Origin of the sequence: Cryobacterium sp. N21, from assembly GCF_002929575.1 — a bacterium.
Taxonomy (GTDB): Bacteria; Actinomycetota; Actinomycetes; order Actinomycetales; family Microbacteriaceae; genus Cryobacterium; species Cryobacterium flavum.
On the sequence record NZ_PJJQ01000025.1, the window covers coordinates 41,043 to 65,022 of the forward strand.

Here is a 23,980-nt window from a genome sequence, read left to right on the forward strand (position 1 = left end):
GGGAAGTCATGAATAGCGGGTATCCAAATACCGCGATCCGGGTGGTGATTTCGGTCCTCACCTACTGCCGCCCCCAAGACCTTGAGGAGCTGTTGCCTGAACTTCTCGAACAAGCCGGTACCGTTCCTGGGCCGGTCGAAATTCTGGTCGTCGACAACGATCCTCAGGGGGGAGCCCGCGACCAGGTGGCTGCGGCCAACACCTCGGACAGTCCGGTGCCGGTACGCTACGTGCACGAACCAAATCCCGGTATCGCGTCGGCTCGCAACCGGGCATTGACGGAGGCGGCAAAGGCCCAACTGCTGGTCTTCATTGACGACGATGAGCGCCCCACCGCGAAATGGCTCACCCAGCTTCTCGACACCTACTCGACGTTTCGCCCGGCCGCCGTGGTCGGTCCGGTGCTCTCTCGGTACGATACCGAGCCTGACCCGTGGATTCGCGGCGGCGGCTTCTTCGAACGTCGGCGATTCGCCACTGGCACTTCGGTTTCGCTCGCCGCCACCAACAACCTGCTGCTCGACCTCGTGGAGGTGCGCCGTCTGGGTCTGCGTTTCGACGAACGGTTCGGACTTTCCGGCGGCTCCGATTCGCTGTTCACCCGGCAGCTGCACCGACGGGGAGGGCAGATGATCTGGTGCGACGAGGCCGTTGTCATCGACGTGGTTCCGGCCGACCGGCTCACCCACGAATGGGTGCTGCAACGCGCTTTCCGCATGGGCAACACCTGGAGTCGAATCAACCTGGACGACACCGAGAATGGCGAGCGGATGCTGGTTCGGTTCACCCTGCTCGTTCGTGGAACGGTACGGGTGTTGGGCGGGCTTGCCCGCTACCTGGCCGGTTTGATCGTCGGGCAGCTGCCGCAGCGCGCCAGAGGATTACGAACCGCCGCCCGCGGAGCCGGCATGCTGAGCGGTTCGGTCGGATCGGTCTATCACGAGTACAAGCGCAGCTGAGCGCGACGGCTCGCCCCGTAAGGGGGGCAGTTATAAATGACAAAGATTCAATATACTGCGAATTAGTGCGGTAGCTACTCGAAGGCTGCGGTCCAAACCCTAAGTGAGGCCTCCTGGTGGCTACTCCCGTGTTCGTTCTTCCGCGCCGTTCTGTTGCGGACAATCCCAGCCCGCGCCTGGCCCGTTTGGCACGGGCGGGCTGGGTCGGGCTCGCCACGGTCGTGGCCGTGGTCGCCGCGGTTCTCAGCGCCCCCTCGGTTGCGCTGGCCGATTCTGCCCCGGCCGATGCCGCCACTCCGGTGACGGTTTCTGCCGATTCGCTGCCGACCACGCAGATCAACGGCGTGGTCTGGGCGCAGCTGATTGTGGGGGACACCGTCTACGTCGGCGGGGAATTCACCCGGTCCCGGCCGGCTGGTTCTGCCCGCGGCGTCAATGAAGTCGTGCGCAACAACCTGCTCGCCTACAACCTCACCACCGGAAAACTGATCACCTCGTTCAATCCCAACGTCAACGGGGCTGTTCGTGCCCTGGTCGCCTCCGCCGACGGCACTCGAGTGTACGCCGGAGGAGGCTTCACCAAGGTCGGTTCAGAAACTCGTTTCCGACTGGCGGCCTTCGACACCGGTACGGGCGCCCTGGTCTCGTCCTGGAAGCCGGTAGTAAATGCCCAGGTCAAGGCGTTGGGAATCTTCGGGAACACGGTTTACGCGGGGGGAACGTTCACCGTCGCCAGCGGTCAATCCCGCACCATGACGGCCTCGTTCGCGACGTCCAACGGCGCCCTCGGCACCTGGACCGGTCAGCCAGACGGGGGCGCGGTCAACGCACAGTATGCCTGGGCCTGGGGCGATGGAACGACCGAAAGGGCGGCGACTGCAACGGCAACGCACACCTACCCCGGTGCGGGAATGTACGAGGTCGTGCTCACGGTCACCGACACCGCCGGCGCGACCGCCAGCGACACGCAGACCATTGTGGCCACCGACCCACCGGCGCCGCCGATCACGGCGTTCGCCGGGGATGCCTTCGGCCGCACGATCACGAGGGGCCTGGGCTCGGCCGATATCGCTGGGCCGTGGACCACGACGGGGTCAACGGCGAACTATTCGGTCGGTGACGGTGTGGGTAAGCTTCAGGCAGCAGCCGGTCAGACGGTCAACGCCTACCTCCCTGGTGCGACATCCGTTGATACCGACCTGACCGTGAGCATGGGGACGCAACAGGCCGTGACCGGCGGTGGTACCTACCTGTCGGCCATCGGGCGTCGGGTGGAGGGCAATGACTACCGGGCCCGCGCGAAACTGCTCGCGTCGGGGGCGGTGCAGGTGCAGCTGATGCGTGGGGCGACGAGTCTGAAGTACTTGACGGTCCCTGGGCTCAGCTATGCGGCGGGCGACCAGCTGAAACTCCGACTGCAGGTGACCGGCACTTCGCCGACAACCCTCAAGGCCATGGTGTGGAAGCTGGGGGATGCTGTTCCCGAGGCGTGGCAGGTGAGCGCGACGGATTCTACCGCTGCGCTCCAGCAGGCCGGCTCAATCGGACTCGCCTTCTACGTCAGCGCGTCGGCAACCTTGAGCCCGATGACCGCGACCTTCGACGATCTGATTGCTGAACCATCGCACTAATGGCGACCAGAGGACTGACTTGATGCACATCGTGACCTCGCGGGCGAGGCTGTATCGAACGTTGCGCAGCGCCTATCTCGAACGCGCGCATCTGCTGCCGGAGGCCACCATTCTCTTTCGGGTCAAAAGGTATGACTTTCAGGAATCCCTCGTCGATGGACTCACGGTTATTCAAGCCGCGCCAGTGCGGGCTGCCTGGCTGCTGGCCCGGTCGGAGGTGACGACGCTGGAGATCAATGAACCGCTGATGCTCTCGAGCGTGTGGGGCAGCTCGCTGGCCATCATTGGGTTGCGGGCGAGGTCGCTGCTCGGTGGCCCCGGCGCGACAATTGTCAGCTACGCCATGGAGAATTCGAATCCGCTTCGGCGCCCGGTCGGAGGAGAGGGACAACTGCGACGCTTCGCCACCAGCCGTCTGTCGCGGTTCGTCTGGCGACACACCGATCGAATCGCCTTTGGAACGGATGCAGCGAGGGTCACCTACGGGAGCGCCATGCGCCACCGGCCCGGGGGACTCACGACCACCGTGATTCCGGCGTTGCCAGCGCCCTGTACCTGCCCCGCCGGTGACGGTCCAAACGAGCCGCGCGTGGTCTTTCTCGGAGCACTCGTGGCCCGCAAGGGTTTTCTCGACCTGCTCGAGGCCTGGCCAAGCGTCACCGCTCGGGTCCCGACCGCCCGCCTGACCATCATCGGGAAAGGGGCACTCGAGGACCGGGCGCGCCAGGCGGCGGAGCAGGACCCCACGATCGCGCTGGTTATCGACCCACCGCGGAGTGAGATACACCGGCACCTGCGCGGCGCCAGTGTTCTCGCCCTTCTTTCGCAGCCGACCGCCACCTGGCGGGAGCAAATTGGCCTGCCCATTGTGGAGGGCCTCGCGCACGGGTGCAACATCGTGACCACCTCGGAAACCGGCCTGGCCGGGTGGCTCAGCGAGCACGGGCATGACGTGGTCGCGCCAGGGGCTCCCTCGTCTGCGTTGGCGGATTCCGTGGTGCACGCCCTGCAGAAGCGCGGGGGCGCAACTGCTGCCAGCCTGGCGGCCGATCTTCCGGCCGTTGACGGGCGGCTGGCCGCCGACGCCTGGTTGTTCGCCGGGGCGAGCTAGCCCCCGTCGAATCGGTCTGCGCGATCGGTCAGTGCGATCGGTTAGCGCGATCGAGCGGCGCGCACTGCGCACTCATAGGCTTCCAGGTGCGCGGCCAGACCGGCCGGCCAGGCTCGGGCCGAGAGGTCTGGACGCTCGGTGTCGTGTCGGCGCCGTGCGGCAGCGACCGCGTTTTTGAGGTTCTGAGCGGAGAGCGCGCCGGGGTAGGTCGATACCCAGTCACCGCCCGCTTCGCTCGCCAGGGCATCGGTCACGCTGTTCTGTGGCACCAGGACCGGGCGGCACAGCGACAGGGCCAGAATAGCGGCCCCCGAATTGTGCATCTCTTGATAAGGGAGCACGACCAATTCGGCCTCTCCGATCTCGCGCGACAGGGCCGCATCGCTCGCGTACCCGAAGCTGAACGTGATGCGTGAGTCGGCGGCAGCTAGAGACTCGAGATTGTGGGCAAGTTGGGGGGTCTGGGGTGCACCGACGATTCGCAGGGTCGCGGCTGAGGCGGCGGCATCCGTTTCGGTGCTGAACGCGCTGATCAACGTGTCGATTCCTTTATAGGGGCGGATCAGTCCGAAATACAAAACGCGGCCGGGAACGGTCGGCGGGCTCGGGTATTGGGCGAACCAGTCGCGATAGTCGCCGTGCGCTATGGTGCGTTCGAGGGCGCCAGCCGGCACCGGCGTGAAGGAATTGAGCCGAATCCACACGGTCGTGCGGCGGTCGAAGAGCTCCATCAGTCGCCGGTCACGCGGGGATTGCATTTCGTGACTGCGCAGGTTGTGCAGGGTGCGCACCACCGCGGTGCTCCGCAACCGCAGCCGCGTCAGCAGGAGCGAAAACAGCACTCGCCGCGCGAGCGCACGCGCGGGAGTGCGCCCCTGCAGCAGAATCTCCGGCCAATGCACATGGAACACGTCGTACGGTGCCGTCAGGGCGCGCCACCAGGAGAAACCGTCGACCTGAACGTGCTCGCGCAGTCCCCGGTCGAGTTGCACAAGGTAAGGATTGGTGGTGGATCGACCCTCCGGAAACGACTGGAGGACCCGCACTACGACGACCGCGTCGATTCCGACGACCGCGAGTTGCGGCGGCCAGCTTCGTCGAAGGATGTGCGCGGTGCCCGCGTGGCCGTGACCCGGTTGGCTGGCACCGATGGTGGCACGCTCGGGCCGGTTACCGCGGCGAGCGGGCCGTAGTAGACCTCGGCCCGGCGCTCGCGCACCTGGTTGAGGACGATGCCCAGAATGCGCGCATTGACCGCTTCGAGGGACTCGAGAGTGGTGGCGAGCTGCTGGCGGGTGGTCGACTTGTACCGGGCAACGACGATGGCGCCATCGGTGAGGTGAGACAGGCCGAGGGCATCCGTTGCTGGAAGCAGGGGCGGGGAATCAATGACGATGAAGTCGTAGTCCTGCAGCAGGGTCTTCATCAGGGTCTTCATCGCGTCCGAACCGAGTACCTGCCCGGGGTTGGGCGGTACGGCGCCGGATGGCAGCACGTCGAGGCCGTCCGACCAGCGCACGATGGCGTCCTCGGGCCCGACATCGCCGAGCAGGATGGTGGTGAGGCCCACGTCGCCTTCGAGGTCGCAGAGCTCGGCAATCGACGGACGTCGAAGGTCGGCATCGATCAGGAGTACGCGCGACGACCGTTCAGCCATGGCGAGGGCCAGGTTGATCGCTGTGGTGGATTTTCCATCCCTGGAGACCGCCGACGTGACGACAGCGCTGCGCGGCGGGCGGTCCACGTCGATGAATTCCAGGTTGGCCCGCACCCGGCGGTACGACTCAGCGAGTGCGCTGTGCGGCATGACCCGCATCACCAGACCGGCCGGGTCGCTTCTGCGTTTGTAGCCGACCATACCCAGCAGCGGATCGGAGGAGACCCGGTCGAGGTCCTTTTCCGTACTCACCCGGGTGTCGAACACCTCACGGGCCAGGGCATACAGCACGCCCAGGCCGAACCCGAGCAGGAGGCCGGTCAGAACTATGAGCTGCGTATTCGGTGCGAACGGACCGCCGGGGAGCTGCGCGGGCGAGACGGTCTTGACCGTGATCGACGGCAGGTTATCGGGGCCCTTCGGGGCCAGGCTCTCGACCGTGTTGGCGAGCGACTGGGAAACTGCGTCGGCCAGGTCGACGGACTGCTGGGCCGACCGACTGGTGACGGTGATATTGATGAATACCGTGTTCAGGGGAGTGACGGCGCTCACGCGCGCGGCGAGGGCCTGGCTGGAGACGTTCAACCCGAGCCGGCTGATGACCGGGTCGAGCACTGTCGGCGTCGTCGCCAACTGTGCGTAGGACTGCACGAGGTTCTGCGTGAACGTCGACGTTTGCAGAAGTTCGCTCGTGGTCTCACCTCGATCGCTCGTGACGAACACGCTGTTCGTGGCCTGATACTGGGCTGGCAGGGTGGCCGCGTAGCCCCACCCGGCTGCCCCACCGAGGATGCCCACGATGACAATGAGCAGCCACCGTCTCGTGATGGTCCTCAGATAGTCGATTGGTTCCACAGCATTCTCCGTCCGGTTGCGCCCACACTACAATCAAGCTGACCAAAACTCACCTCTGAATGCGGGAGGGAGCATCCCCAGAAGGGGGCACACGGCAGAGCTGGCGCCTGAGGGCAGCGGATGCCTGACTACGGTCGCGCGACGTCCACTCGACCCAGCGCTGTCATGTCGCGAAACCATTTACCCAGCGCCAGTGCGAGATACAGCGCGTTGGCGACAAAGAGAAGGGTATACAAGCCGAAAAAGGCCAACGGAGCGCCCAGCAGCACGAAGGAGAGGCAAAGCACACCGTAGTCGGTGGGAAGACCAAGAAGCGACCGCACCACGGTGCGGGGGGCAGTGGAGAGGGCGGCCGTTGGCGCGTGCTTGGCTTTGAGCAGATCGTTCAGGATCATGGCGAAGAACGACACGGCGGCCACGGCCGCAAACCCGATCGGCACGAGCAGCGAGATCGAGCTCGACAGAGGAAAGTGCGTGAACATCGTGATGAGCACCGCGAGGTGCAGCGTTGAGATCTTGATGGAGTCAACGACGTGGTCGAGCCATTCGCCCGAGGGGGAGCCTCCACCACGCAGACGCGCGACTTGGCCGTCGGCCGAGTCGAAGGCGTACCCGATGGCCAGCAACAGCCACACGACGAGTCCAAGCCACCAACTGGGCTCACCGATCGCGAGCAGCCCGATCGCGCAGAACGTGAAGCCGGCACTGATCGCCGTGACGTTGTTCGGAGTCAGGCCTAAGCGAAACGCGCCCGCCGCGAGGTAGCGACCAACCCGGCGGTTGACATAGACGGAGTAGGGCGGGGCACCGCGGGCCGCCGTCTTCTGGGCGGACGACAAACGACGCACGGTGTCAAAGTACGTTTCCGTCGAGGCAGTGGCGTGGGCCGGGGTACTGGTCATGAGGTGATCCCCCTGGACGGTGCGGTTGACGGTTGGCGTTTCATGCCGTCGGGAAGGCTCCACGTTGAGACTCCAGCCCGGCCGCTGCTCTGGTGATGGGTGCTGTAGCCTACGGCCACCCGCCGAGCGAGTCTTTCGTAGCTGGCCGCGACGCTGTCCCAGTTGTACAACTGCTCGGCCCGCTGTTGCAGCGCCGCCGCGACCGCGGCGACCTGCTCGGGGTTCAGCTCGGAATCTTCGATCAGGCCACTGAGAGAATCGGCCCGCGAGAAGTAGGCGCCATCGCTGCCGAGGACCTCACGATTGAACACGACGTCCCACGCGATGACCTTGGTTCCGGCACCCATCGCCCGCAGCAGCGACGGATTCGTACCGCCCACCGAGTGGCCGTGCACGTAGGTGGCGGCGTGCGTATAGAGCTGGTCCAGCTGATTCTGGTCCCACACACTGCCCAGCATGCGAATGCGGGAATCGGATGTGGCCAAGTCACTGATGCGGTTGGTGTGGACGGCCGCGTAGGGCGCTGAGCCAACGACAACCAGCGGGAGGCGCGCGTCGCTCGCGCGATATCCCTCGACAATGATGTCGACGTGGTTTTCCGGTTCAAACCGGGCGACGACGAGGTGGTAGCCGCCGGGGCGGAGTCCGAGTTCGGCGAGCCGATCAGTCGGGGTGTCGTGCAGAATTCGGGTGCCGTAGGAGATCAGTTCGGTCGGGATGGAAAACTCGTCCCAGTAGTAGTCGACGATTCCCTGCGCGTCGGCGATGAGGGCATCCGCTTCGCGCACCGAGACTTCCTCGGCCCAGCGGTAGTAGCGGCGACCGGCGCCGCCCCATTTGTCGCGCTTCCATTCGAGTCCGTCGACGTGCACGACGCTCGGGATGCCGCGCAGGCGCAGCAGCGGAACGAACGGAGCGTTGGCGGCATTGAACACGAACGCGACATCGGCCGGACGGTGCAGGGTCGCGTGCAGAACCGACAACCCGGTGTGGCTCAGGGTCTCGAGAATCTTGTGGCGCAGCGCCGGCAGCTCGACCAGTTTCATGCCGAGGTACTCTTTCGGCACCGGCTGGGTCGTGCGGCGACAATAGACGGTCACGTCGTGGCCGCGGTCAACGAGTCGCCGACCAATCTCCTCGACGGCGGTTTCAAAACCGCCGTAGGCTGCGGGAACGCCTCGGGTACCGATCATTGCGATGCTCAGACGCCGGTGGCTGGTGGGCGCAGTGTGTTCGATGCCCGCGGTCATGTCAATATGCCCCTACTGGTTGAATGACGGTCTTAAAGGTGCGCCAAATGATCATCAGGTCGCCGGTCAGGGACCAGTTCTCGACGTAGTACAGGTCGAGCCGGACGCTGTCTTCCCAGCTGAGATTGGATCGCCCGTTGACCTGCCACATGCCGGTCAGGCCGGGCTTGATGTACAGGCGGCGGTGCACGTGGGTTTCGTAGACCTGAACTTCTTCGGGCAGCGGCGGGCGTGGCCCGACCAAGCTCATCTCGCCAACGAAGATATTCCACAGCTGAGGCAGCTCATCGAGCGAGTACTTGCGCAGCACGCGGCCGATCTTGGTGATCCGAGGGTCATTGCGAATCTTGAACAGCACCCCGGATGCCTCGTTCTGGTCGAGCAGGCCAGCCAGGTCGTCCTCAGCGGTCTGCACCATCGAGCGGAATTTGATCATGCGGAAGGTCTGTCCGTTGCGGCCGCACCGTTCCTGCCGAAAGAGGACCGGGCCCGGGCTGTCGAGTTTGATGAGTACGGCGATCACGGCGAGCACGGGCAGCAAGAACACGATCGCGGCAGCCGTCGTTACGATGTCCAGAGTGCGCTTGAGGGCGTGGCGGCCCCCCTCGAACCGGGGGATTTCGACATGGATCAGCGGGAGGCCGTCGACCGGACGAAAGTGGATGCGGGGACCAGCGACATCCGTTAGCCGGCTCGACAGAACAAGCTCCGCGGAGGTGCCCTCGAGGTCCCAACCCAGGTTGCGAATGTAGGAACTGCCGCCGCTGGGCTGCCCAGCAACGATGACCGTGTCGACGCCCATGGCAGCGGCCGCCGCGGCGACATGCTCGAAATCGGACACGATCGGCACTATGCGTTCGCCGGCCGAGATCTCGTCACCAATGCCGTCTTCCAGAGCTGCGCCGACGATGTAGTACGCGGCTCCGGACTTGGTGTCGATCTGGCTGACCACGTATTCCACGTCGTCGCGATTGCCGACGACGATCACGCGGGAGAGGTAGTGGCCGAACCTGCGCTGGTGCAGCAGCCACTTGCGCCACAGCCACCGTTCGAGAACGAGCGCAACAATTCCGATAGGAAGCGCCAGCACGAAATAGAGCCGGGCGATATCGATGTGAACGATCAGAAAAACGATGGCCAGCATGCCGAAGGTCACGGCGCTGGCGTTGATGACCTGTTTGTACTCGCTCGCTCCAACACCCACGACGCGGGAGTCCCTGGTATGGAAGAGCTCGAGGGTTGTGAGCCAGGTCGCCACGATGAGCAGCGACACGAGCCAGTAGTTGGCGCTGAACGATCCAGGAACGGCCGGAATGCCGTCCACGCCGAACCGAAAGACCAGTGCGCTACCGACCGCGAGAATAATGACTACGACATCGGTCAGTCGCAGCTTGGTGCGGTACCGCCGAGCCCAAATCAGCCCTGACGAGGGGGTGTCCACCGCGATGTCGGCCGGCGCGGACGCTGTCTGGTCAACGAGTCGGAGTTTGGCGGTACGCCGAAGGGGCAGGGATTGCGGGAAAGAGGCGGGCGAATCTGATTCACTCATGCGTCATTCCCCCTGCGATCGAACTGGAAGTGGTGCCGGGTGTCGTCGTGGTTGTGGTGCGAGGGCGCGTGTCGCGGGTTCTGGGGGTGGTTCGGCGGGGTGGAATAAATGTCACGTTTTCATTCCCTGCAGTCGGGTTTACAGGAACAGGTGGTCATAGTGACAAGGCGGCGATGCTGGCACTTGTCGTTCGATGGGGCGCGGCGGATGAAGATGATTCTTTCTCAGCAACTTACTGGCAGAGACTACCCCGTTTCAAGTCGGCGGCGCTGTAACCTCAATGGGGGTCAAAATGCCCTGTATGGGGGGACCTATTTGGGCGTGTTCACCCTGAGAGCGGCCGACGTCCCTGTCAGGCCCGGAATTGCGGGTAGAAATCAGGCAGGCACTGCCAGGGGGCAAACCGGCTCGAGCGCATTAAATGCCCGATGGTGAGGGTCCTAGGCTGGTATTTCGCACCGATTGCCGGGAAGAGTTCACATGACCGTAAGAAAACCGAAATTTGACGTTATTGACGGGCATAACGACCTCGCCTGGGCATGCCGCGAGCATAGAGACTATTCCGTTGCCGGGCTGGACTCCGAGCAGGATTCTGCCCGCAATCATTTGCAAACGGATGTCCCCAAATTACGGCGCGGAGGTGTGCAGGGGCAGTTCTGGTCGGTGTGGGTGCACACCGACCTTGAGGGCACCGATTCGGTGCAGGCGACGCTGGAGCAGATCGACTTTATTCACCGCCTGATTGCCGCCTACCCCGACGATTTCGAGCGGGCCGTCACCGCCGACGACGTTGAGCGTGCACGGCACGGCGGAAAAATTGCATCGCTCCTCGGGGTTGAGGGCGGCAACCAGATGAACAACTCTCTCGCGGTACTGCGCGAGTACGCCCGGTTGGGCGTGCGTTATATGACGCTCACCTGGAACTCGTCAACCGAGTGGGCCGACGCGGCTGCCGGCGAGGTGACCCACGACGGCATCAACGAGCGTGGCCGGGTCGTCATCGCCGAGATGAACCGCATCGGAATGATGGTCGACCTGTCCCATGTTTCGGCTGCCACCATGCAGGACGCCCTCGATGCCTCAACGCTCCCCGTTCTCTTCAGCCATTCTTCGTGCTATGCCCTGAACCCGCACCCTCGCAACGTGCCCGATGCGATTCTCAGTCAGCTCGCCGCCAACGGCGGCGTTCAGATGATCACCTTCGTGCCGGCCTTCATCTCGGCCGACTATCGACGCTGGGAAGACAACGGTTCGGTGGCGGAGAAGCCGCAGATCACCGTGGCGCACGTTGCTGACCATGTGGAGCACGCCCGAAGCGTGGCCGGAGTCGATCACATCGGTCTCGGTGGCGACTTCGACGGCTGCCCGGACATGCCAGTCGGGCTCGCCACCGTGGCGGACTACCCCAACCTGTTCACCGAGCTCGAGCGGCGCGGCTGGACCGACGCCGAACTCGCCAAGCTCGGCTCCGAGAACGTGCTGCGCGTACTGCGCGCAAACGATGCGGCCTACCGGGCGTTCGTGGCCTAGCCGCCGTAGCCGCGGCTGCGCGGTGCAATGATGCAACAGCTGTCGCTGATTGCTTGCGCTGCTGGCCGGCCACTCGCGCGAGCAGAAAACGACAGCCTGCGCAGCAGACGGGCGCGCGAAACGGATGCCGCGGCATCCGTTTCGAGGCGGGACGCGGTTCTGCACATCGTTTGCACAGTGGTTGTGCCTAAGGTCGAAGCAGGTCGCGATGCGCGGCCCCGGACGACGGATCAGTACCCGGCACAAGACAAGACTGGCCGAGGAGTATTAGTCATGTCGTGGATTCTGCTTATTGTGTCCGGAGTTCTGGAAGCGGTCTGGGCGACGGCGCTTGGTAAATCCGAGGGGTTCACCAAGTTGTGGCCGACCGTCATCTTCGGCGGGGCACTCGCGCTCAGCATGACCGGCCTGGCCTGGGCGATGCGGGAGATTCCGATCGGCACGGCTTATGCCGTCTGGGTCGGCATCGGAGCGGCACTCACGGTCACCTGGGCGATGGTCACGGGGGATGCGAGCGTGTCCTGGCTGAAGATCGCCCTGCTGCTCGGCCTGATCGGCTGCATCGTCGGGCTCAAGCTCGTCGACGGCGCGCACTGAACACTCAGGACGAAGCGAGGCCCTCGATGAAGTGCCGCACATCGTCGACGTGCGCGGCCGTGAGCCCGATGTCCATCTCGGGCTGCACCAGGAGTGTGGGCCGCGCCTGCGCGTCGGCCCAGCCGACGGCATCGTGGCGCAGGATATCGTCGATCCAGATCACCGCGTCGGGCTGCGGATCCTGCCTGGCCAGCCAGCGGGCGACCCAGTGCAGCTTCGCGGTGGGTGCGGGCGCTGACGGGTCGAAGTTCAGATTGCGCGGAAAAGCGATGCCCTCGGTGTCCGACGATAAGCCAAGATCCCGGGTCAGGTGAAACGTGTGTGTCGGCGACCAGGTGGTAGCCCACACGATGGATCCGAGTTTGGCCAGCCGCCGCACCAGTTCTGCGCGGGGTGGATCGAGCACAAGCCTCTGGTTGACGACCCGCGGGTTGAGCACGTCGTCGACGTCGAGCAGGATCAGAACGGTGCGCGTGGTCATCATTCGAGCCTAGCTGGCCGCTCACTGGACAACTTTGAGCGGTTGCGACCCCGCCACACCCCCCAAAGTTGTCGAGTGAGAGTGGCGAGCATAAAAAAAGGCCACTCCCCGAGTTACTCACAAGTGAGTTTCCTAGGGAGTGGCGGTGGTGGCCCCGACCGGCGTCGATCCGGTGACCTTTCGAGTAAGAGTACGGCTCTTTCAGGGGTTACTGCGGAGTGCCAGCTTCTTCGATCCTCCCTGATCACAGCCGTTTTCCGCTGTTACCGGCTTTCACTGGCTGTCACTGAATTTGCGGGATAGATGCGGGGTTCGACGGCAGTCTCAGTCGCGCGCACTCGGCCCTTATGCTGATCCCATGACCACAACACCGCCAGTGTCACTCGGCCTCGCAGATGCAGTTCTGGCAATGCCCTCGACGCTGGTAGCTACCAACTTCTACCTTGACGATAGTGATCTCAAGGGGAATTTCCTCTCGACAGCCGCGGAACGACGGGAGCGTCTGTACGAGCACCTCAGTGCGGTGGAAGCCGGCGACCTCGTGCTCGTCGGCGAGGCCGCGGGCTGGCAGGGGGCTCGGCAGTCCGGGGTGCCGTTCACCTCAGCCGCCGCGGTGGGTCTCCGCGGCAGCAAGGAGCCAAGTGCCACTGCCGTGCACAGTTTGCTTGCGAGCGTCGGGATGGAAGAACGCACGCTTCTTTGGAATGCGTTCCCGCTCCATCCGCATAATCCGGGCAAGCCTCGCTCCAATCGGACTCCCAAGTCCGCCGAGCTGGATACCGGCATGGCTGCCCTCCGTTTGGCTATTGCGGGGCGTCGCATCGTTTGCGTCGGGAGGAAGGCCGAGGGCCGGGTCGAACGACTTCTAGGACACAAGATCCCCGAAATCCGCCACGCCTCTCATACCAGCCCGGCGATAGTGGTCCGCCACCCTAGCCACGGTGGCTCCCTGCTATTTCACTCTCAGACCGTTGACGCGCTCAGCATCTGGGAACTGAATTAGCCAACGTGTGACAGCGAGAGCGTCGCACCTGCGTTTGGGACATCGCGCGTTCGTCGCGCAACTCGACGGACCTCGATCAAGCCCATCGGGGCTAACGCTTGCGCTCCTAGTAGGAAACATGTTCGACGTTGAGCGTCGACTCGATGAACGTCGCGGTGGTGTCATCGGTCGCCTCTCTACGCCACCACGTGACGATATGCTCAAGGTGATCCACTCAATGACGCTTTGGTGAGGGTGTATGTCTAACAAGACAATGTTTGGCTTCCGCTTGGATCGGGTGACCCTTAACCACGGGCGGACCAGGCAAGGCCAGGACTTCGCCACCACAAAGCTGGAAACGCAACAGGGCGAGACATTCGTCCAAACGCTCGAATCAATGCGCAGCCGTATCGTCGGGGTGACTCGCGTCGGAGACCTGAAGTATGTGCCTTCTGAAGCAGATCAGGAGGTCATCAACGAGGGTGGGTCGATCCCTACCCTGCGTGTTGAGCGGATGACAATCAATAGTTCTCGGATCGATTTCGTGATTCGAGTCGGGAGACAGGGGAGTCACGACCTCGCAATTGCGGCTGATTCAAGTGAAGACGTGGGCCTGGAAGACAAAGCGTCAACCAACCCGTTTCACGTCTCCCTCTATCTCCCCACGACTGGCAGCGAAGCCGTACTGGTCTCGGAAGTGCGATCGCGGACATCTGCCGGCAGCCAGCTCATGAAACTCATTGGCGTACTCTCTTTTGAGAGTGCTTTCTCCAATCAGAATGGTGATAACGACCAATGGTGGCGGCTCGCGAGCAACCCCATTGGCGATGCGGAAAGACTTGAAGAGGTCCTGACGCAAGGCAACGGCCTGGCTTTTCAGCTCGAGCGGCACACCGCGGCGAAGGGCCAGCCCCGGGGAACCGGCAAGGTGGTCCTCAGGAGGAACGGGCTACCTGCTGGGAAGCTAGGCGCGGTGAAGGCGATGGTCCTTGGATGGGCCAAGATTCAGGTACCTGACAATTACGATGCACCACCCACGGGTAGTCCTGTAGAACAGCTTGCAAGCCTCGTTGGGTTCGATATTGATGCCGCACTCTTCGATGACGGCAGTCTCTCCTACGATGATGCTCAGGGTAGAACTCAGACGATCCGTCCAAGCAATGTTGGGGACGTCTTCATTTATCCGGTCAAGGTCGGGGAACGACCGACGGCCTCCGAGATTCGAACAAAAGCTGAATCGAGGATCCGTAAGCTGGAAGCGAGCTTAAGGATTCCCCTGAACATCTAAGGCGGTGCTACATGGGTTTCATGAGCCTCACGGCACTTATCCGTGGTCAGTTCAAGGTCTCCCGATTCAGATCGCGCTCTTCATTCACATTCTGGACGAAGCTCGTAATTCTGGGGTTGCTGCTCTCTGCGATCGTCTTCTGCAGCCTCTACTTCAGCTGGGACATCGTCTCTTCAGACGGACTAATCGCTGGAATTGCGATCTTTGCCGGTGGGTTCTTGGCCGCATTCACCCATCTCTCTTCAGTACGTCAAGTTCTGGATGCTCGGCACAGCACTCTTGGTGCCGCAGAAGCACCCGAGCGCGACCTTGTCGACATCGCAGTGACAAGGCTGCTCGGGGCAACCCTCGTCAGCGCCACGACAGCAGCAATTCTGGTCGTCGGCACGAGCATCGCACCAGATGAGGAAGGTCACGTCGTCGGGGTCTTCGCAGCTGCTACCTGGGCAGGTTCGACACTTTCGCTGATCCTCTTCTTCTCCGCTGTACCCGCGTTGTATAGCGCCTATCTGCAGATGAACCGGGTTGACCCCGGGCTCGATGGCTCAAAGAGCAGTTAGGAATTCCGTCTGACGGAGCCCCTTGCGGTTCCCCGTACGAGACGGTGCTGCCCCGATGCGACCTCGCCCCTTCGATGCGGACCTACTCGCGATGTAGGCCGGGGCGACGCGCCCTCCCAGCGAGGAATTGCTTGGGGGAAAGGGTCGGGTGGCCATCCGCCGCATGGAGTGCTTGGCCGCCCGTGTTTCCGTGCTGGTACGTTATTGGCGTCCACCCGTGCGCAACTGGTCATGGTCGGCGCGCAGTAGGGCGATCTGCTGCTCATAGGCGGCGCGCATGTCAGTGACGCGCTGCTCCGCGTAAGTACGCTCCCGCGTGGTCTCGGCCGTGGAACTGTCACGTTCGCTTACTGCAGTGGCCAGCTGTCCGGTGAGCACGAGCGCCTCCGCACGAGCACTCTCGCGCTCGGTCCGGACCTGGTCAAGCTGGCCGCGAGTGCTCGCAGCCTCTGTCTCGGCTCGGTCGGCGCGCGCAGTGGCGGTGTCCGCACGCACGGCCGCGTCCCTCGAGGCCGCCAGGGCCTCGTCCTTGGCCGTTGCGGTCGTTGTGCGATCTCCCGGGCCTCGACGAGCTGTGCTGTCATGGCGGTGTTCTCGGCGCCTAGTGCGGCGACCTGGCCTGTCTGGGTGGCGATCTCTTCGGTTGCCCGTGCTGTGTCTTCGCTCGCGATGGCCAGATCCTGCTCCAAGGTGGCCGCTCGCTGCTCGAGGGCCTCAAATGCGGTGCGGAGTTCGATGACTAGGGCGGCGGATTCCTCAGCTGCTGCATCGCTTCGGCGCGCGATTGGATTTCGATCCGCTCATCTCTGACGAGCCCGCTCGTACACGGACCGTGGACAGGTTCCGAGACTCGCGAGTTAACCCCCTTCGTCAGCGACATTGCTTTGCCGGGATGCGGCGGAATCAATAGGGGATCCCGTAATCACAGCTCGCTATCCCATACGCAGCGCTCGTCGTGTTCTGCGCGACGGTGGCTCCGTCCACGACGATCTCGCACGTCACGGTGCCGGTGTCGGCCCGATTCTGAATCATGATGGAGAGGAACTCACCCTTGCCCACGGTGAGACGGATTCCGGTCTCACCGTCGGTAGATCGCAGCGGGAGAGAGACATCATGTTGTTCAATACCGCTTGGCGTGGACATTGTGATTGACCCTCCAGATGCGGAGCCGCCTGCGCGGTAAATGACTTGAAACCGCTCATCCTTCTGGTCAGCCACCGGCCCACCCGTTGATGCGCCAACTCCAATCCAGGCCGCTACCGCAACGGCAATGAGCACCACGACTAGTACGAAAAATGCGATGAGGCATCCTGATGCCCCCTTATTCGGCGGGTGTGAGGGTGCGGTGACCGCGGCTTGCCGATGGTCAGTCCATCGGACGCCATCCCACCAGCGCGTAAGTCCAGGTTGCGTGTCTGGATACCATCCAGGTGGTGGAGGGGGATACGGACTTGTCATGCTCGCCGAGTGCTAGTCGAACGAACCATTCCCGGAATCAGGAACAGGTCGACGATGGTCCATATCCACACAACCACCAATAGGGGACTGGTCCCTGAATCACTCATGGCCCCTGTGATGACCGCGACGAGGGCCACACACAGGAGAATCGAAGCGGAGACGGGACGGCCCAAGTAGAAGCGGTGGGCACCGAATCCGCCGAGGAGGATTGCGAGCAAGTAAGCGGTCAGCATCGACTTGCCTGCAGACGTCTGGACGGCGATCGACGGTGAGGAGGGAGCCGAGTGCTCGGTCCAGGTGTTTCCATCCCACCACCGGTTCAATCTTCCATCGCGTGGATCAAGGTACCAGCCAGGTGGTGGTGAAGCGTTCGTCATTGTTGCCCCCTAGACCTCGGCACTCGCCGCAGTGCGGCGCGAGATCATCTCGTGCTCAGGCTAGTGGAGGTTCTTCGCAGACCTGCCATGAGGCTCGATAGAAATGAACCCACGGTCGGGGAAAATGGAGTCGGACACCTTCCGAGGACAACATCGCAAAGGGCGCTGGTCCTGCACGGTGCCTGGAGAATCGTGATGAGTCGGATCTCTACAAGAAGAGCCATTCGGTGGTCTGGCAGGTTCGGCTGCGTACTGCTGTCATCCCTGAATTGGGGGGAAGCCGGTGGGCCGGCTCGGCTTGCATGGTCGCTAACCTGAGCACATTGGTGTCCTTTTACCAAGCGTGGAGGGCCTCAACCCACCGCCTCGAACGTAAGGCACATATCCGATGAAGACGTTCGCCCGCGCTATGCGAATGCGTGACAGGGCCTTCCCGATTCTGCTCGCGGCACCGTTGACCGTCCTGCTGCTCACGAGCTGTAGCAGCTATAACGGAAGCACCAATCGGTCCGAGCCGTCGGTTACCTGTGACGATGTTCTGGCGACGGTGGTGGATCGAATAAGGACAGACGACACCGCCGGGGCCATCAATTCAGAGATCGACTGGCTGAGCAGTAACTGTTCCGCCGAATACGGCGTCTTCGCTGACTATGCGTCGATGAGGGGGAGTGCGGAGCAGCCCGGCCCTGACACCTGCGACTCCTTGACCCAGTACATCGGACGGGAGGCCATCGCACTCCTCAGCGAAGACGGCCTCTGCTCGGACGGCACTTCCGGGTCGCCGGTCGACACCTCCGCCGTGGAGAACCAGCCCGGGGGCGGGATCGCGTGGAACGAAGCTGTCAACTACGCCGGCACGACTCAGCATGTGTGCGGACCGCTTGCCGGTAGCGGCAACTCGGACGACGATGTGTTCCTGAATCTTGGGCGCGACTATCCGGATACCGGGCGATTCCAGATCGTGCTCTGGGACATCGGCGGCGTGGAGCCCATCCCACACGGAACGACTTTGTGCACGACGGGTGAAATCACACTGTACGAAGGTGTCGCTCAGATCGAGTTGGAATCCAATGGCCAGGTCGAAATATACGAGTAGGTGCTGGTCGACGCGTTTCTCGGATTTCGACCTCCTCCGAGCGAGCCCCAACGAACGCGCCACGGCGCCGGCAGAACTGGCGCCCTTGTAACGGGCATCATCTCCATAGCTTCGGAAGCGGGTCCGTCGTCGGCTCGTATCCTCTGCGTGGGGTGCTTCCTCGACGTTCCAACTCCGCGCGGATCTGATCTAACCGGTCGATGCTTGCCACCTTCTCGCGCTCGTTCTCCTCAAGTACCAACTTGCCCGACGTTTGAAGAATCGGGTCTCTCAGGCTCTGTAGGAATCCGCGTTCATGAAGAGTTTCTGTCTCGAGGGCGTCGATCGACTGGTCAGAGTACGACCGTCCACCAATCCGAATAGCGTGGTTTCCTTTGCCGCGAGCGTGCAATACGGCGTCATGATAGGCCTGCCACCTCGTCGCGAAGTGTCCGCGCAGGAATCTTGGATGTTCGTCGCAAACGCCGTGGAACGTTTCGCCCAAGTTAGTCATTCGCTTCTTCCTTTCGGGTAGCGCATCTGGCCTTGACCCCGGTTCATGGACACGGGGTCATGCAGATTCCCCCGAATATTGGTCAACAGGTTGCCCTGTTGATCAGTGGCTCTGGACTGCGCGGCGTGCTGTACTCAAGCGACTTGATTTTAGTGTGCCAGTTCGAATTATGGGCGTTGATCTGCGTAAACAATTCCAACTTTTCTCGGCCCCGATTCTAGAGCTCGATCACCCGTCCGCTCCGCAGGAATTCCTGGACGACTTGTGTCGGGCTCTTCAGGTCTTTGAACGGGCTCGTGTTCGCAAGGTCGGTGATTGCGCCGAGGAGATCCGCGACCTGGGCGGCGGAGTCGTCACGATTCGAGACCAGAGCCGTGTCAAGATTGTCGAAGAGCCGCCGGAAGTTCTCTCGGCGCTCGTCGAATGTCTTGTCCAAGGCAGTGAGGAGGAAGTCCCTCTGAACCTGGATAATCTCGAGCTGGCTCGTCTCCCGCGCTCGGATTTCCTCGCGCCGGGTCTGTTCCTGCGCCACGACCGTGACCCACTCGTTGGCTGAGGCGAGAACCAGCCTGAAGGTGTCAACCACCATGGCCGGGCTGGGCATCGGCAGAAGTGCTCCGACTGCCTTGGATGAGCTCATGCGTACTTCCTCAGTATCTCGATGGACGCCTCGGTGAGTTTCCCGGACTCGGGGTCGAGGACCGGCGTATTTAGGATTTCCTTGACTGCGGTGACCAGCTGATACGCGCGCAGGAACTCGCGCGCGTGGAGATCTGGGTTGAACTCCAGGCCGTCAAGCGCGTCGAGCGCGTGAGTCGCTCGCTCGTTCATGCGACCGAGCAGGTCTCGCAGCTCTTCGATGCGTCGCTCAACGGCGCCAAGCATGTCGCCCGCAAGGCCGAGCCGCTTAATCTCGATGTTGGCAGTGGCAGTGAAGTGGCGGGATTTGGTTTTTGTGCGAGCACCTACGACGCCCATAGTCAGGCCGCCGATAAGGAGGGCGGGGACGATCGCCACGAGGCCGAGGACGGCACCTCCTGCCGCCACCCCGCCGCCACCCCGCCGCCTCCCGCTGCGAGCGGGCCGCCTCCGAGCCAGGCGAGCGTTGCACTCTGAGCGGCGGCGCCGGTCAGAGATGAGATCGCGGTGCCAGTGCCGGCGGATGCGAACGCCGACACGCCCCACAAGGCTGCCGCCGTGCCGAGGCCCCAGCACCCACAGCAGCGATCAGCCCGCCGATCCCAGTGCTGACGCTCTCAACGTTGCGGCGTACTTGGGAATGTTCGGAATGCGGATGCGCACGCCGTCGACTTTCTTGAAGTTGAGGCGTTTGACAAGGTGCTCGTTCCGTTCGAGCCGGTCGGCCAGACGGCCGACCGTCTCTTTGTGGACGCGGATCTGGAGCTCTCCGTACTCACGCGCAATTCGTTCCGTCTTCACCCGCAGGGCTTCGCAATCGGCGAGCGCTTCGCTGAGTCGTTTCATCGCATCCTGGCGGCTTTTACGCCCCTGCGCGGTGTCCACAATGCCCTTTGCCTCCACGCCCAGGGCAGCGGCGGTGCCCACACCCAGGGGAACGAGCACCTTCCACCCTGCATGCACGATCTTAGGGGCGGCTTTCAACGCAAGCTGGACAATCACCTAGGCTCAGCCCCCCCCTCAACCTACTTCTAGTGACGCCAGCATTCTCGGCTCTCGGCCCTGAGATAGGTACATCGGGAGCGTGGTCAGCGACATGGCCCTCAATGGATTTCTACGCCACGGGTGCAGTGTATCAACCGGGTGCCAATGCGCAGGCTCCGCCCTACTTTGCGTACTTCCCGGAGCCATTGAGCGCTGCGTAGAGCGTTTGACGCGATACTCCGAGATCTCGCGCCACCTTTGCCTTCGGCGCATCCTGAGCGATCCGCTCGTGAGCTAGCTGGACCTGCTCGGGGGTGAGCTTCGGAGCTTTCTCGTACTTCCCGTCCCGCTTAGCAATGGCGATGCCCTCTGCCTGCCGTTCACGGATGGTCTTGCGCTCCAACTGAGCGATGGCAGCAAGAACCGTGAGCATGAACTCACCCTGGGGAGTATCCGTGTTCAGGGCGGGGTTGTCGACGAACTCCAGCGCGACGCCCTTCGCCTTGAGCTGTTCGACGAGCGCGAGAAGATCAGTCGTCGAACGCGCGAGACGGTCCGGTGACTTCACCCGAACTCTGTCCCCGTCACGCACGTAGGTGAGCATCTCCTGGAGCTTTGCTCGGTCTTCGGTATTCTTGCCCGAAACCTTCTCCGAGAACATTTTGTCCACCGTGCCGAGCGCTTCAAACTGCCGAGCTTCGTTCTGGTCGGCGGCGCTGACGCGTACATAGCCAACGACTTGCCCTTTGTGTTCAGTCATGTTTAAGATCCCCCGTCGCTTCTGTCCAACACTATCGGACACCCACCCTGATTGACGCGACTTTCGAGCGATCTGGAACTGCTCAGTGGGGTACACCCCAACCTGGCGGCCTACATAGGGATCGTGCGGACGAGTACCGGTATTTGCGCAGACGACTTCTGAAATTGAGGACCCGATTCACTCTCGATGGCGTAGGGGCGCGGCGCCACTAAGCGATCAAGGAGTGCAGCCAAAGAGCGGCCAAAGTCACACATTTAGAGTTTCAGCGCCAGGCTCGCGCGCGAAGGAGGCGGAGCCCATTGAGGCCGACGATTACGGTGGAGCCCTCGTGGCCTGCTACCGCGAGCGGCAGGGGCAGGGTGGCGATGAGGTCCCAGAACACTAGAACTGCAATGAACGTTCCGGCGATTATGAGGTTGGCCACGATGAATCGGTGGGCCGTGCGTGAAAGTTCGATGGCACTGGGGATAGTCGAGAGGTCATCGCGGATTACGACAGCGTCGGCTGTTTCGAGGGCAAGGTCGGAGCCGTGACGACCCATCGCGATGCCGACGGTTGCTGAGGCGAGGGCTGGGGCATCGTTGACGCCGTCGCCAACGAGGAGAACCTGGATTCCGTCGTCTTCGAGCCTGCGCACGGTTGCTGCCTTCTCCGTCGGGAGCAGTCGCGAGTGCACCTCTGTGATCCCTGTCCGTGAGGCAATGTCGGCGGCTGTGCGCCGGTTGTCGCCGGTGAGCAGATGAACCGGGTGCGAGGTGATAGCTCCGGTGCGCGCGACCGTTGCCGTTGCATCAGGGCGGAGTGCATCTTCCAGGGTGATTGTCCCGGCGAGATGTTCGTCGACGAATACTTCGACGACGGTACCAATGGTATCTTCATGCTCATCGCTGGCTTGAATTACGCGCACCAGCTGGCCCTCGATGACTCCTTCGACGCCGCGTCCAGGGAGTGCCCTGAAGCCTGTTGTGGGGATCACGTTCGCGCGGGCAGCGCGGACAACGGCACCCCCCAGGGGGTGTTCGCTGTGCTGCTCGACCGCTGCGGCGAGAGTAAGCACGTCCTCGGTCGATCTGTCTGCAGCAGGAGTGACTTTGGTGACGACGGGTGCGCCTTCGGTGAGGGTCCCCGTCTTGTCGAAGGCGACCAGCTGAGTCCGCCCCATGGATTCCATAACCGTGGCTGATTTGATTAGGATCCCGTGGCGGGCGGCGTTGGCGATTGCCGCCAGCAGGGGCGGCATCGTTGACAGGACTACAGCGCAGGGTGAGGCGACGATCATGAAGGTAATCGCGCGAAGCAGCGAGTCGCGGAAGTCTTCCCTAAGAGCTAGGGGCAGCGCGAAGACGATGAGGGCGGCGATCACAACACCGAGGGAGTATCGCTGCTCTACCTGCTCCACGAACAGGGCTCGTGTTGATTTGGTCTCAGAGGCCTCCGCTACGAGGGACACCATGCGGGCGACGACTGATTCGCTGGCCGGGCTAGTGATTCGCACCGTCAGTGATCCGGTGCCATTGACTGTTCCAAATAGGACGTCTTGGCCCGGTGTTCGCCTCACGGGAACGGATTCGCCGGTCATCGCGGCCTGGTCGACCTCGCTGATGCCTTCCATGACGACACCATCGCCGCCGATGCGCTCGCCCGGGCGGACAGGGATCAGATCGCCAATGCGGAGCTCGGCCGTGTCGATGACCTCGAGGTCGTCGCCAGTGATGTTCCGGGTGAGGCGGGTGGCCTGTTCTGGGGCGAGGGAGAGGAGATTGGTGACGGAATCTGCAGTCCGTTGGGTGACAAGAGCCTCGATCGCTCCGCTGGTGGCGAAGATGACGATGAGGAGAGCGCCGTCAAAGACCTGACCGATCGACGCCGCAGCTATCGCTGCGACGATCATGAGCAGGTCGACGTCGAGGACTTTATTCCGCAGGGCAGTGATTCCAGCCCAAGCAGGTTCCCACCCGCCGGCGAGATAGCAGGCCAGGAAGATTGTCCACCAGGCCGGTGCTGGAGTGCCGGCGAGTTGCAGCGGCCAGGCGACTAAGAAAAGGAGAAGGGCCAGCCCCGCTCATCGAACCTCGGGAAGGCGCGAGCCGGTGCGGAGAATCGACGGAGGCTTCGCGAGGACACGGCCGCCGGTCCGAAGAGACGCACCGGTAAGAAGGCCAGTCATGCGCCGAGGTCCTTCGCCGTGGACGCGACGAGGCCGGGATGGTGATGACGGGGTACGCCTCCGAGGCCGTGCTCTGCTTGGAAGATCGCGTCTCGCACAAGTTGGGATGCGTGTTCGTTGTTCAGACGGTAGAACACCTTGGTCCCCTCGTGGCGGGTCGAGACGATGCGCGCCAGGCGCATCTTCGCCAGATGCTGAGAGACTGACGCCGGGGTCTTGTCGACGATGTCGGCGAGGTGATTCACTGCCAACTCGCCCGCATCCTCGAGTGCGAGAATCAGACACACTCTGGTCGCATCCGCCAGCATGGAGAAAATCTCCACCGCGAGTTCGATGAAGTCGCTTTCGGACAACCGACCGTATATCTGCCTATCTGCATCCATAGGTAGATTCTAGCGGGGTACCAACTCAATGCCCACTACATCTGCCCGAAAGCCCTGCGCCTGCTGGCCGCCGTCATTCGAGAATGAGATCTCGGCATCGAACATCGCGCGCCCAACAAGAAATAGATACACCGAATTCTTGACAGACCTAGTTGCGGACGTATTCCCCGACGGCTATAGTCAAAGGAACGAATGGACTGATCATTAGTTCAGGTCAAACATTTGGGTCGTTTCCAGCAAAGGGGACGACCAACTTCTTAGCATCAGTGAC

General features: G+C 62.8%; 25 protein-coding genes, 1 pseudogene and 1 riboswitch. Of the genes and pseudogenes, 9 read left to right on the top strand and 17 right to left on the bottom strand.

Features of this window, described 5'->3' with window-relative positions:
• Positions 1–8: 8 nt before the first annotated feature.
• The 3 genes from CXY77_RS02845 (at position 9) to CXY77_RS02855 (ending at position 3,701) form a co-directional block, all read left to right on the top strand.
• Positions 9–959, top strand: coding sequence for a glycosyltransferase family 2 protein (locus tag CXY77_RS02845; protein WP_092341954.1), 951 nt, complete (start codon positions 9–11; stop codon positions 957–959).
• Positions 960–1,075: 116 nt separating this feature from the next.
• Positions 1,076–2,590 carry a PKD domain-containing protein gene (locus tag CXY77_RS02850; protein WP_233197187.1) on the top strand — a complete coding sequence of 505 codons (1,515 nt, stop codon included), beginning with the start codon at positions 1,076–1,078 and terminating at the stop codon, positions 2,588–2,590.
• 22 nt (positions 2,591–2,612) lie between these two features.
• Positions 2,613–3,701: a glycosyltransferase gene (locus CXY77_RS02855; protein ID WP_104087782.1), complete on the top strand. Its 1,089-nt coding sequence runs from the start codon at positions 2,613–2,615 to the stop codon at positions 3,699–3,701.
• Positions 3,702–3,742: 41 nt separating this feature from the next.
• Here the strand turns inward: CXY77_RS02855 and CXY77_RS02860 are convergent, their stop codons facing one another.
• The 5 genes from CXY77_RS02860 to CXY77_RS02880 form a co-directional block, all read right to left on the bottom strand.
• A complete protein-coding gene (locus tag CXY77_RS02860; RefSeq protein ID WP_140425463.1) occupies positions 3,743–4,693 on the bottom strand; it encodes a hypothetical protein in 951 nt (316 codons plus the stop codon).
• A gap of 53 nt (positions 4,694–4,746) precedes the next feature.
• The gene (locus tag CXY77_RS02865; RefSeq protein WP_092341951.1) at positions 4,747–6,213 is read right to left on the bottom strand and encodes a polysaccharide biosynthesis tyrosine autokinase; all 1,467 of its coding nucleotides are present in this window, start codon (positions 6,211–6,213) and stop codon (positions 4,747–4,749) included.
• Positions 6,214–6,341: 128 nt separating this feature from the next.
• On the bottom strand, positions 6,342–7,115 hold the full coding sequence (locus CXY77_RS02870) for a CDP-alcohol phosphatidyltransferase family protein (protein ID WP_104087779.1): 774 nt from the start codon (positions 7,113–7,115) through the stop codon (positions 6,342–6,344).
• Positions 7,112–8,365 (bottom strand): DUF1972 domain-containing protein, encoded by a 1,254-nt coding sequence (locus tag CXY77_RS02875; protein WP_199181862.1) that lies wholly within the window; start codon positions 8,363–8,365, stop codon positions 7,112–7,114. The genes CXY77_RS02870 and CXY77_RS02875 overlap by 4 nt, the downstream gene beginning before the upstream one ends.
• 1 nt (position 8,366) lies before the next feature.
• Entirely contained in the window at positions 8,367–9,914 is a 1,548-nt protein-coding gene (locus CXY77_RS02880) for a sugar transferase (RefSeq protein WP_104087778.1), read from the bottom strand.
• A 480-nt stretch (positions 9,915–10,394) separates the two neighbouring features.
• On the opposite strand from CXY77_RS02880, the gene CXY77_RS02885 reads away from it, so the two are divergent.
• Positions 10,395–11,444 (top strand): dipeptidase, encoded by a 1,050-nt coding sequence (locus tag CXY77_RS02885; protein ID WP_092341948.1) that lies wholly within the window; start codon positions 10,395–10,397, stop codon positions 11,442–11,444.
• Here CXY77_RS02885 and CXY77_RS20070 read toward each other — a convergent pair.
• Positions 11,441–11,611 (bottom strand): hypothetical protein, encoded by a 171-nt coding sequence (locus CXY77_RS20070; RefSeq protein ID WP_158252760.1) that lies wholly within the window; start codon positions 11,609–11,611, stop codon positions 11,441–11,443. The two genes, CXY77_RS02885 and CXY77_RS20070, sit on opposite strands and share 4 nt — an antisense overlap.
• A gap of 31 nt (positions 11,612–11,642) precedes the next feature.
• A riboswitch (guanidine-III (ykkC-III) riboswitch) is annotated at positions 11,643–11,706 on the top strand.
• Positions 11,707–11,717: 11 nt separating this feature from the next.
• Between CXY77_RS20070 and CXY77_RS02890 the strand changes: the two genes are divergently transcribed.
• Positions 11,718–12,041, top strand: coding sequence for a multidrug efflux SMR transporter (locus CXY77_RS02890; RefSeq protein WP_092341947.1), 324 nt, complete (start codon positions 11,718–11,720; stop codon positions 12,039–12,041).
• Positions 12,042–12,045: 4 nt separating this feature from the next.
• On the opposite strand, the gene CXY77_RS02895 is transcribed toward CXY77_RS02890, so the two are convergent.
• Positions 12,046–12,522 carry an HAD domain-containing protein gene (locus CXY77_RS02895; protein ID WP_104087776.1) on the bottom strand — a complete coding sequence of 159 codons (477 nt, stop codon included), beginning with the start codon at positions 12,520–12,522 and terminating at the stop codon, positions 12,046–12,048.
• A gap of 358 nt (positions 12,523–12,880) precedes the next feature.
• On the opposite strand from CXY77_RS02895, the gene CXY77_RS02900 reads away from it, so the two are divergent.
• The 3 genes from CXY77_RS02900 to CXY77_RS02910 all read left to right on the top strand — a co-directional run bounded on the left by CXY77_RS02900 (position 12,881) and on the right by CXY77_RS02910 (position 15,352).
• On the top strand, positions 12,881–13,525 hold the full coding sequence (locus CXY77_RS02900; protein WP_140425464.1) for a uracil-DNA glycosylase: 645 nt from the start codon (positions 12,881–12,883) through the stop codon (positions 13,523–13,525).
• Positions 13,526–13,763: 238 nt separating this feature from the next.
• On the top strand, positions 13,764–14,792 hold the full coding sequence (locus CXY77_RS02905) for a hypothetical protein (RefSeq protein WP_104129616.1): 1,029 nt from the start codon (positions 13,764–13,766) through the stop codon (positions 14,790–14,792).
• An 11-nt stretch (positions 14,793–14,803) separates the two neighbouring features.
• Complete coding sequence (locus CXY77_RS02910) at positions 14,804–15,352, top strand: hypothetical protein (protein WP_104129617.1); 549 nt, start codon at positions 14,804–14,806, stop codon at positions 15,350–15,352.
• A gap of 201 nt (positions 15,353–15,553) precedes the next feature.
• Here the strand turns inward: CXY77_RS02910 and CXY77_RS02915 are convergent, their stop codons facing one another.
• From CXY77_RS02915 to CXY77_RS20510, 4 genes and pseudogenes are all read right to left on the bottom strand, one after another.
• Positions 15,554–15,847 carry a hypothetical protein gene (locus CXY77_RS02915; RefSeq protein WP_104129618.1) on the bottom strand — a complete coding sequence of 98 codons (294 nt, stop codon included), beginning with the start codon at positions 15,845–15,847 and terminating at the stop codon, positions 15,554–15,556.
• Between the two features lie 408 nt (positions 15,848–16,255).
• Positions 16,256–16,495, bottom strand: coding sequence for a hypothetical protein (locus CXY77_RS20505; protein WP_233197188.1), 240 nt, complete (start codon positions 16,493–16,495; stop codon positions 16,256–16,258).
• Positions 16,496–16,699: 204 nt separating this feature from the next.
• Positions 16,700–16,810: pseudogene (locus CXY77_RS21005) on the bottom strand (DUF2510 domain-containing protein); the annotation flags it as partial.
• The gene (locus CXY77_RS20510) at positions 16,807–17,187 is read right to left on the bottom strand and encodes an NINE protein (protein ID WP_104129620.1); all 381 of its coding nucleotides are present in this window, start codon (positions 17,185–17,187) and stop codon (positions 16,807–16,809) included. The pseudogene CXY77_RS21005 and the gene CXY77_RS20510, both read right to left, overlap by 4 nt.
• A gap of 388 nt (positions 17,188–17,575) precedes the next feature.
• Here CXY77_RS20510 and CXY77_RS02930 point away from each other — a divergent pair, with 388 nt between their 5' ends.
• Positions 17,576–18,283 (top strand): hypothetical protein, encoded by a 708-nt coding sequence (locus CXY77_RS02930; protein WP_104129621.1) that lies wholly within the window; start codon positions 17,576–17,578, stop codon positions 18,281–18,283.
• Between the two features lie 710 nt (positions 18,284–18,993).
• On the opposite strand, the gene CXY77_RS02940 is transcribed toward CXY77_RS02930, so the two are convergent.
• The 6 genes from CXY77_RS02940 to CXY77_RS02970 form a co-directional block, all read right to left on the bottom strand.
• Positions 18,994–19,416 carry a hypothetical protein gene (locus CXY77_RS02940; RefSeq protein WP_104129623.1) on the bottom strand — a complete coding sequence of 141 codons (423 nt, stop codon included), beginning with the start codon at positions 19,414–19,416 and terminating at the stop codon, positions 18,994–18,996.
• On the bottom strand, positions 19,413–19,793 hold the full coding sequence (locus tag CXY77_RS02945) for a hypothetical protein (protein ID WP_104129624.1): 381 nt from the start codon (positions 19,791–19,793) through the stop codon (positions 19,413–19,415). Before CXY77_RS02945 ends, CXY77_RS02940 begins: the two co-directional genes overlap by 4 nt.
• Positions 19,794–20,003: 210 nt before the next feature.
• A complete protein-coding gene (locus tag CXY77_RS02955) occupies positions 20,004–20,417 on the bottom strand; it encodes a hypothetical protein (protein WP_140425466.1) in 414 nt (137 codons plus the stop codon).
• A 163-nt stretch (positions 20,418–20,580) separates the two neighbouring features.
• Positions 20,581–21,159 (bottom strand): recombinase family protein, encoded by a 579-nt coding sequence (locus CXY77_RS02960; RefSeq protein ID WP_104129627.1) that lies wholly within the window; start codon positions 21,157–21,159, stop codon positions 20,581–20,583.
• 262 nt (positions 21,160–21,421) lie between these two features.
• A complete protein-coding gene (locus tag CXY77_RS02965; protein ID WP_233197189.1) occupies positions 21,422–23,050 on the bottom strand; it encodes a heavy metal translocating P-type ATPase in 1,629 nt (542 codons plus the stop codon).
• 272 nt (positions 23,051–23,322) lie between these two features.
• Positions 23,323–23,709: a metalloregulator ArsR/SmtB family transcription factor gene (locus CXY77_RS02970; protein WP_199181863.1), complete on the bottom strand. Its 387-nt coding sequence runs from the start codon at positions 23,707–23,709 to the stop codon at positions 23,323–23,325.
• Positions 23,710–23,980: the final 271 nt, after the last annotated feature.

Excerpts from the sequence above, each read along its gene's own strand:
- CXY77_RS02845 (WP_092341954.1), top strand. The coding sequence starts at position 9 with ATGAATAGCGGGTATCCAAATACCGCGATCCGGGTGGTGATTTCGGTC.
- CXY77_RS02855 (WP_104087782.1), top strand. The coding sequence starts at position 2,613 with ATGCACATCGTGACCTCGCGGGCGAGGCTGTATCGAACGTTGCGCAGC.
- CXY77_RS02870 (WP_104087779.1), bottom strand. The coding sequence starts at position 7,115 with ATGACCAGTACCCCGGCCCACGCCACTGCCTCGACGGAAACGTACTTT.
- CXY77_RS02875 (WP_199181862.1), bottom strand. The coding sequence starts at position 8,365 with ATGACCGCGGGCATCGAACACACTGCGCCCACCAGCCACCGGCGTCTG.
- CXY77_RS02880 (WP_104087778.1), bottom strand. The coding sequence starts at position 9,914 with ATGAGTGAATCAGATTCGCCCGCCTCTTTCCCGCAATCCCTGCCCCTT.
- CXY77_RS02885 (WP_092341948.1), top strand. The coding sequence starts at position 10,395 with ATGACCGTAAGAAAACCGAAATTTGACGTTATTGACGGGCATAACGAC.
- CXY77_RS20070 (WP_158252760.1), bottom strand. The coding sequence starts at position 11,611 with ATGTGCAGAACCGCGTCCCGCCTCGAAACGGATGCCGCGGCATCCGTT.
- CXY77_RS02890 (WP_092341947.1), top strand. The coding sequence starts at position 11,718 with ATGTCGTGGATTCTGCTTATTGTGTCCGGAGTTCTGGAAGCGGTCTGG.
- CXY77_RS02895 (WP_104087776.1), bottom strand. The coding sequence starts at position 12,522 with ATGACCACGCGCACCGTTCTGATCCTGCTCGACGTCGACGACGTGCTC.
- CXY77_RS02900 (WP_140425464.1), top strand. The coding sequence starts at position 12,881 with ATGACCACAACACCGCCAGTGTCACTCGGCCTCGCAGATGCAGTTCTG.
- CXY77_RS02905 (WP_104129616.1), top strand. The coding sequence starts at position 13,764 with ATGTCTAACAAGACAATGTTTGGCTTCCGCTTGGATCGGGTGACCCTT.
- CXY77_RS02910 (WP_104129617.1), top strand. The coding sequence starts at position 14,804 with ATGGGTTTCATGAGCCTCACGGCACTTATCCGTGGTCAGTTCAAGGTC.
- CXY77_RS20505 (WP_233197188.1), bottom strand. The coding sequence starts at position 16,495 with ATGTCCACGCCAAGCGGTATTGAACAACATGATGTCTCTCTCCCGCTG.
- CXY77_RS20510 (WP_104129620.1), bottom strand. The coding sequence starts at position 17,187 with ATGACGAACGCTTCACCACCACCTGGCTGGTACCTTGATCCACGCGAT.
- CXY77_RS02930 (WP_104129621.1), top strand. The coding sequence starts at position 17,576 with ATGAAGACGTTCGCCCGCGCTATGCGAATGCGTGACAGGGCCTTCCCG.
- CXY77_RS02940 (WP_104129623.1), bottom strand. The coding sequence starts at position 19,416 with ATGAGCTCATCCAAGGCAGTCGGAGCACTTCTGCCGATGCCCAGCCCG.
- CXY77_RS02960 (WP_104129627.1), bottom strand. The coding sequence starts at position 21,159 with ATGACTGAACACAAAGGGCAAGTCGTTGGCTATGTACGCGTCAGCGCC.
- CXY77_RS02965 (WP_233197189.1), bottom strand. The coding sequence starts at position 23,050 with ATGATCGTCGCAGCGATAGCTGCGGCGTCGATCGGTCAGGTCTTTGAC.
- CXY77_RS02970 (WP_199181863.1), bottom strand. The coding sequence starts at position 23,709 with ATGGATGCAGATAGGCAGATATACGGTCGGTTGTCCGAAAGCGACTTC.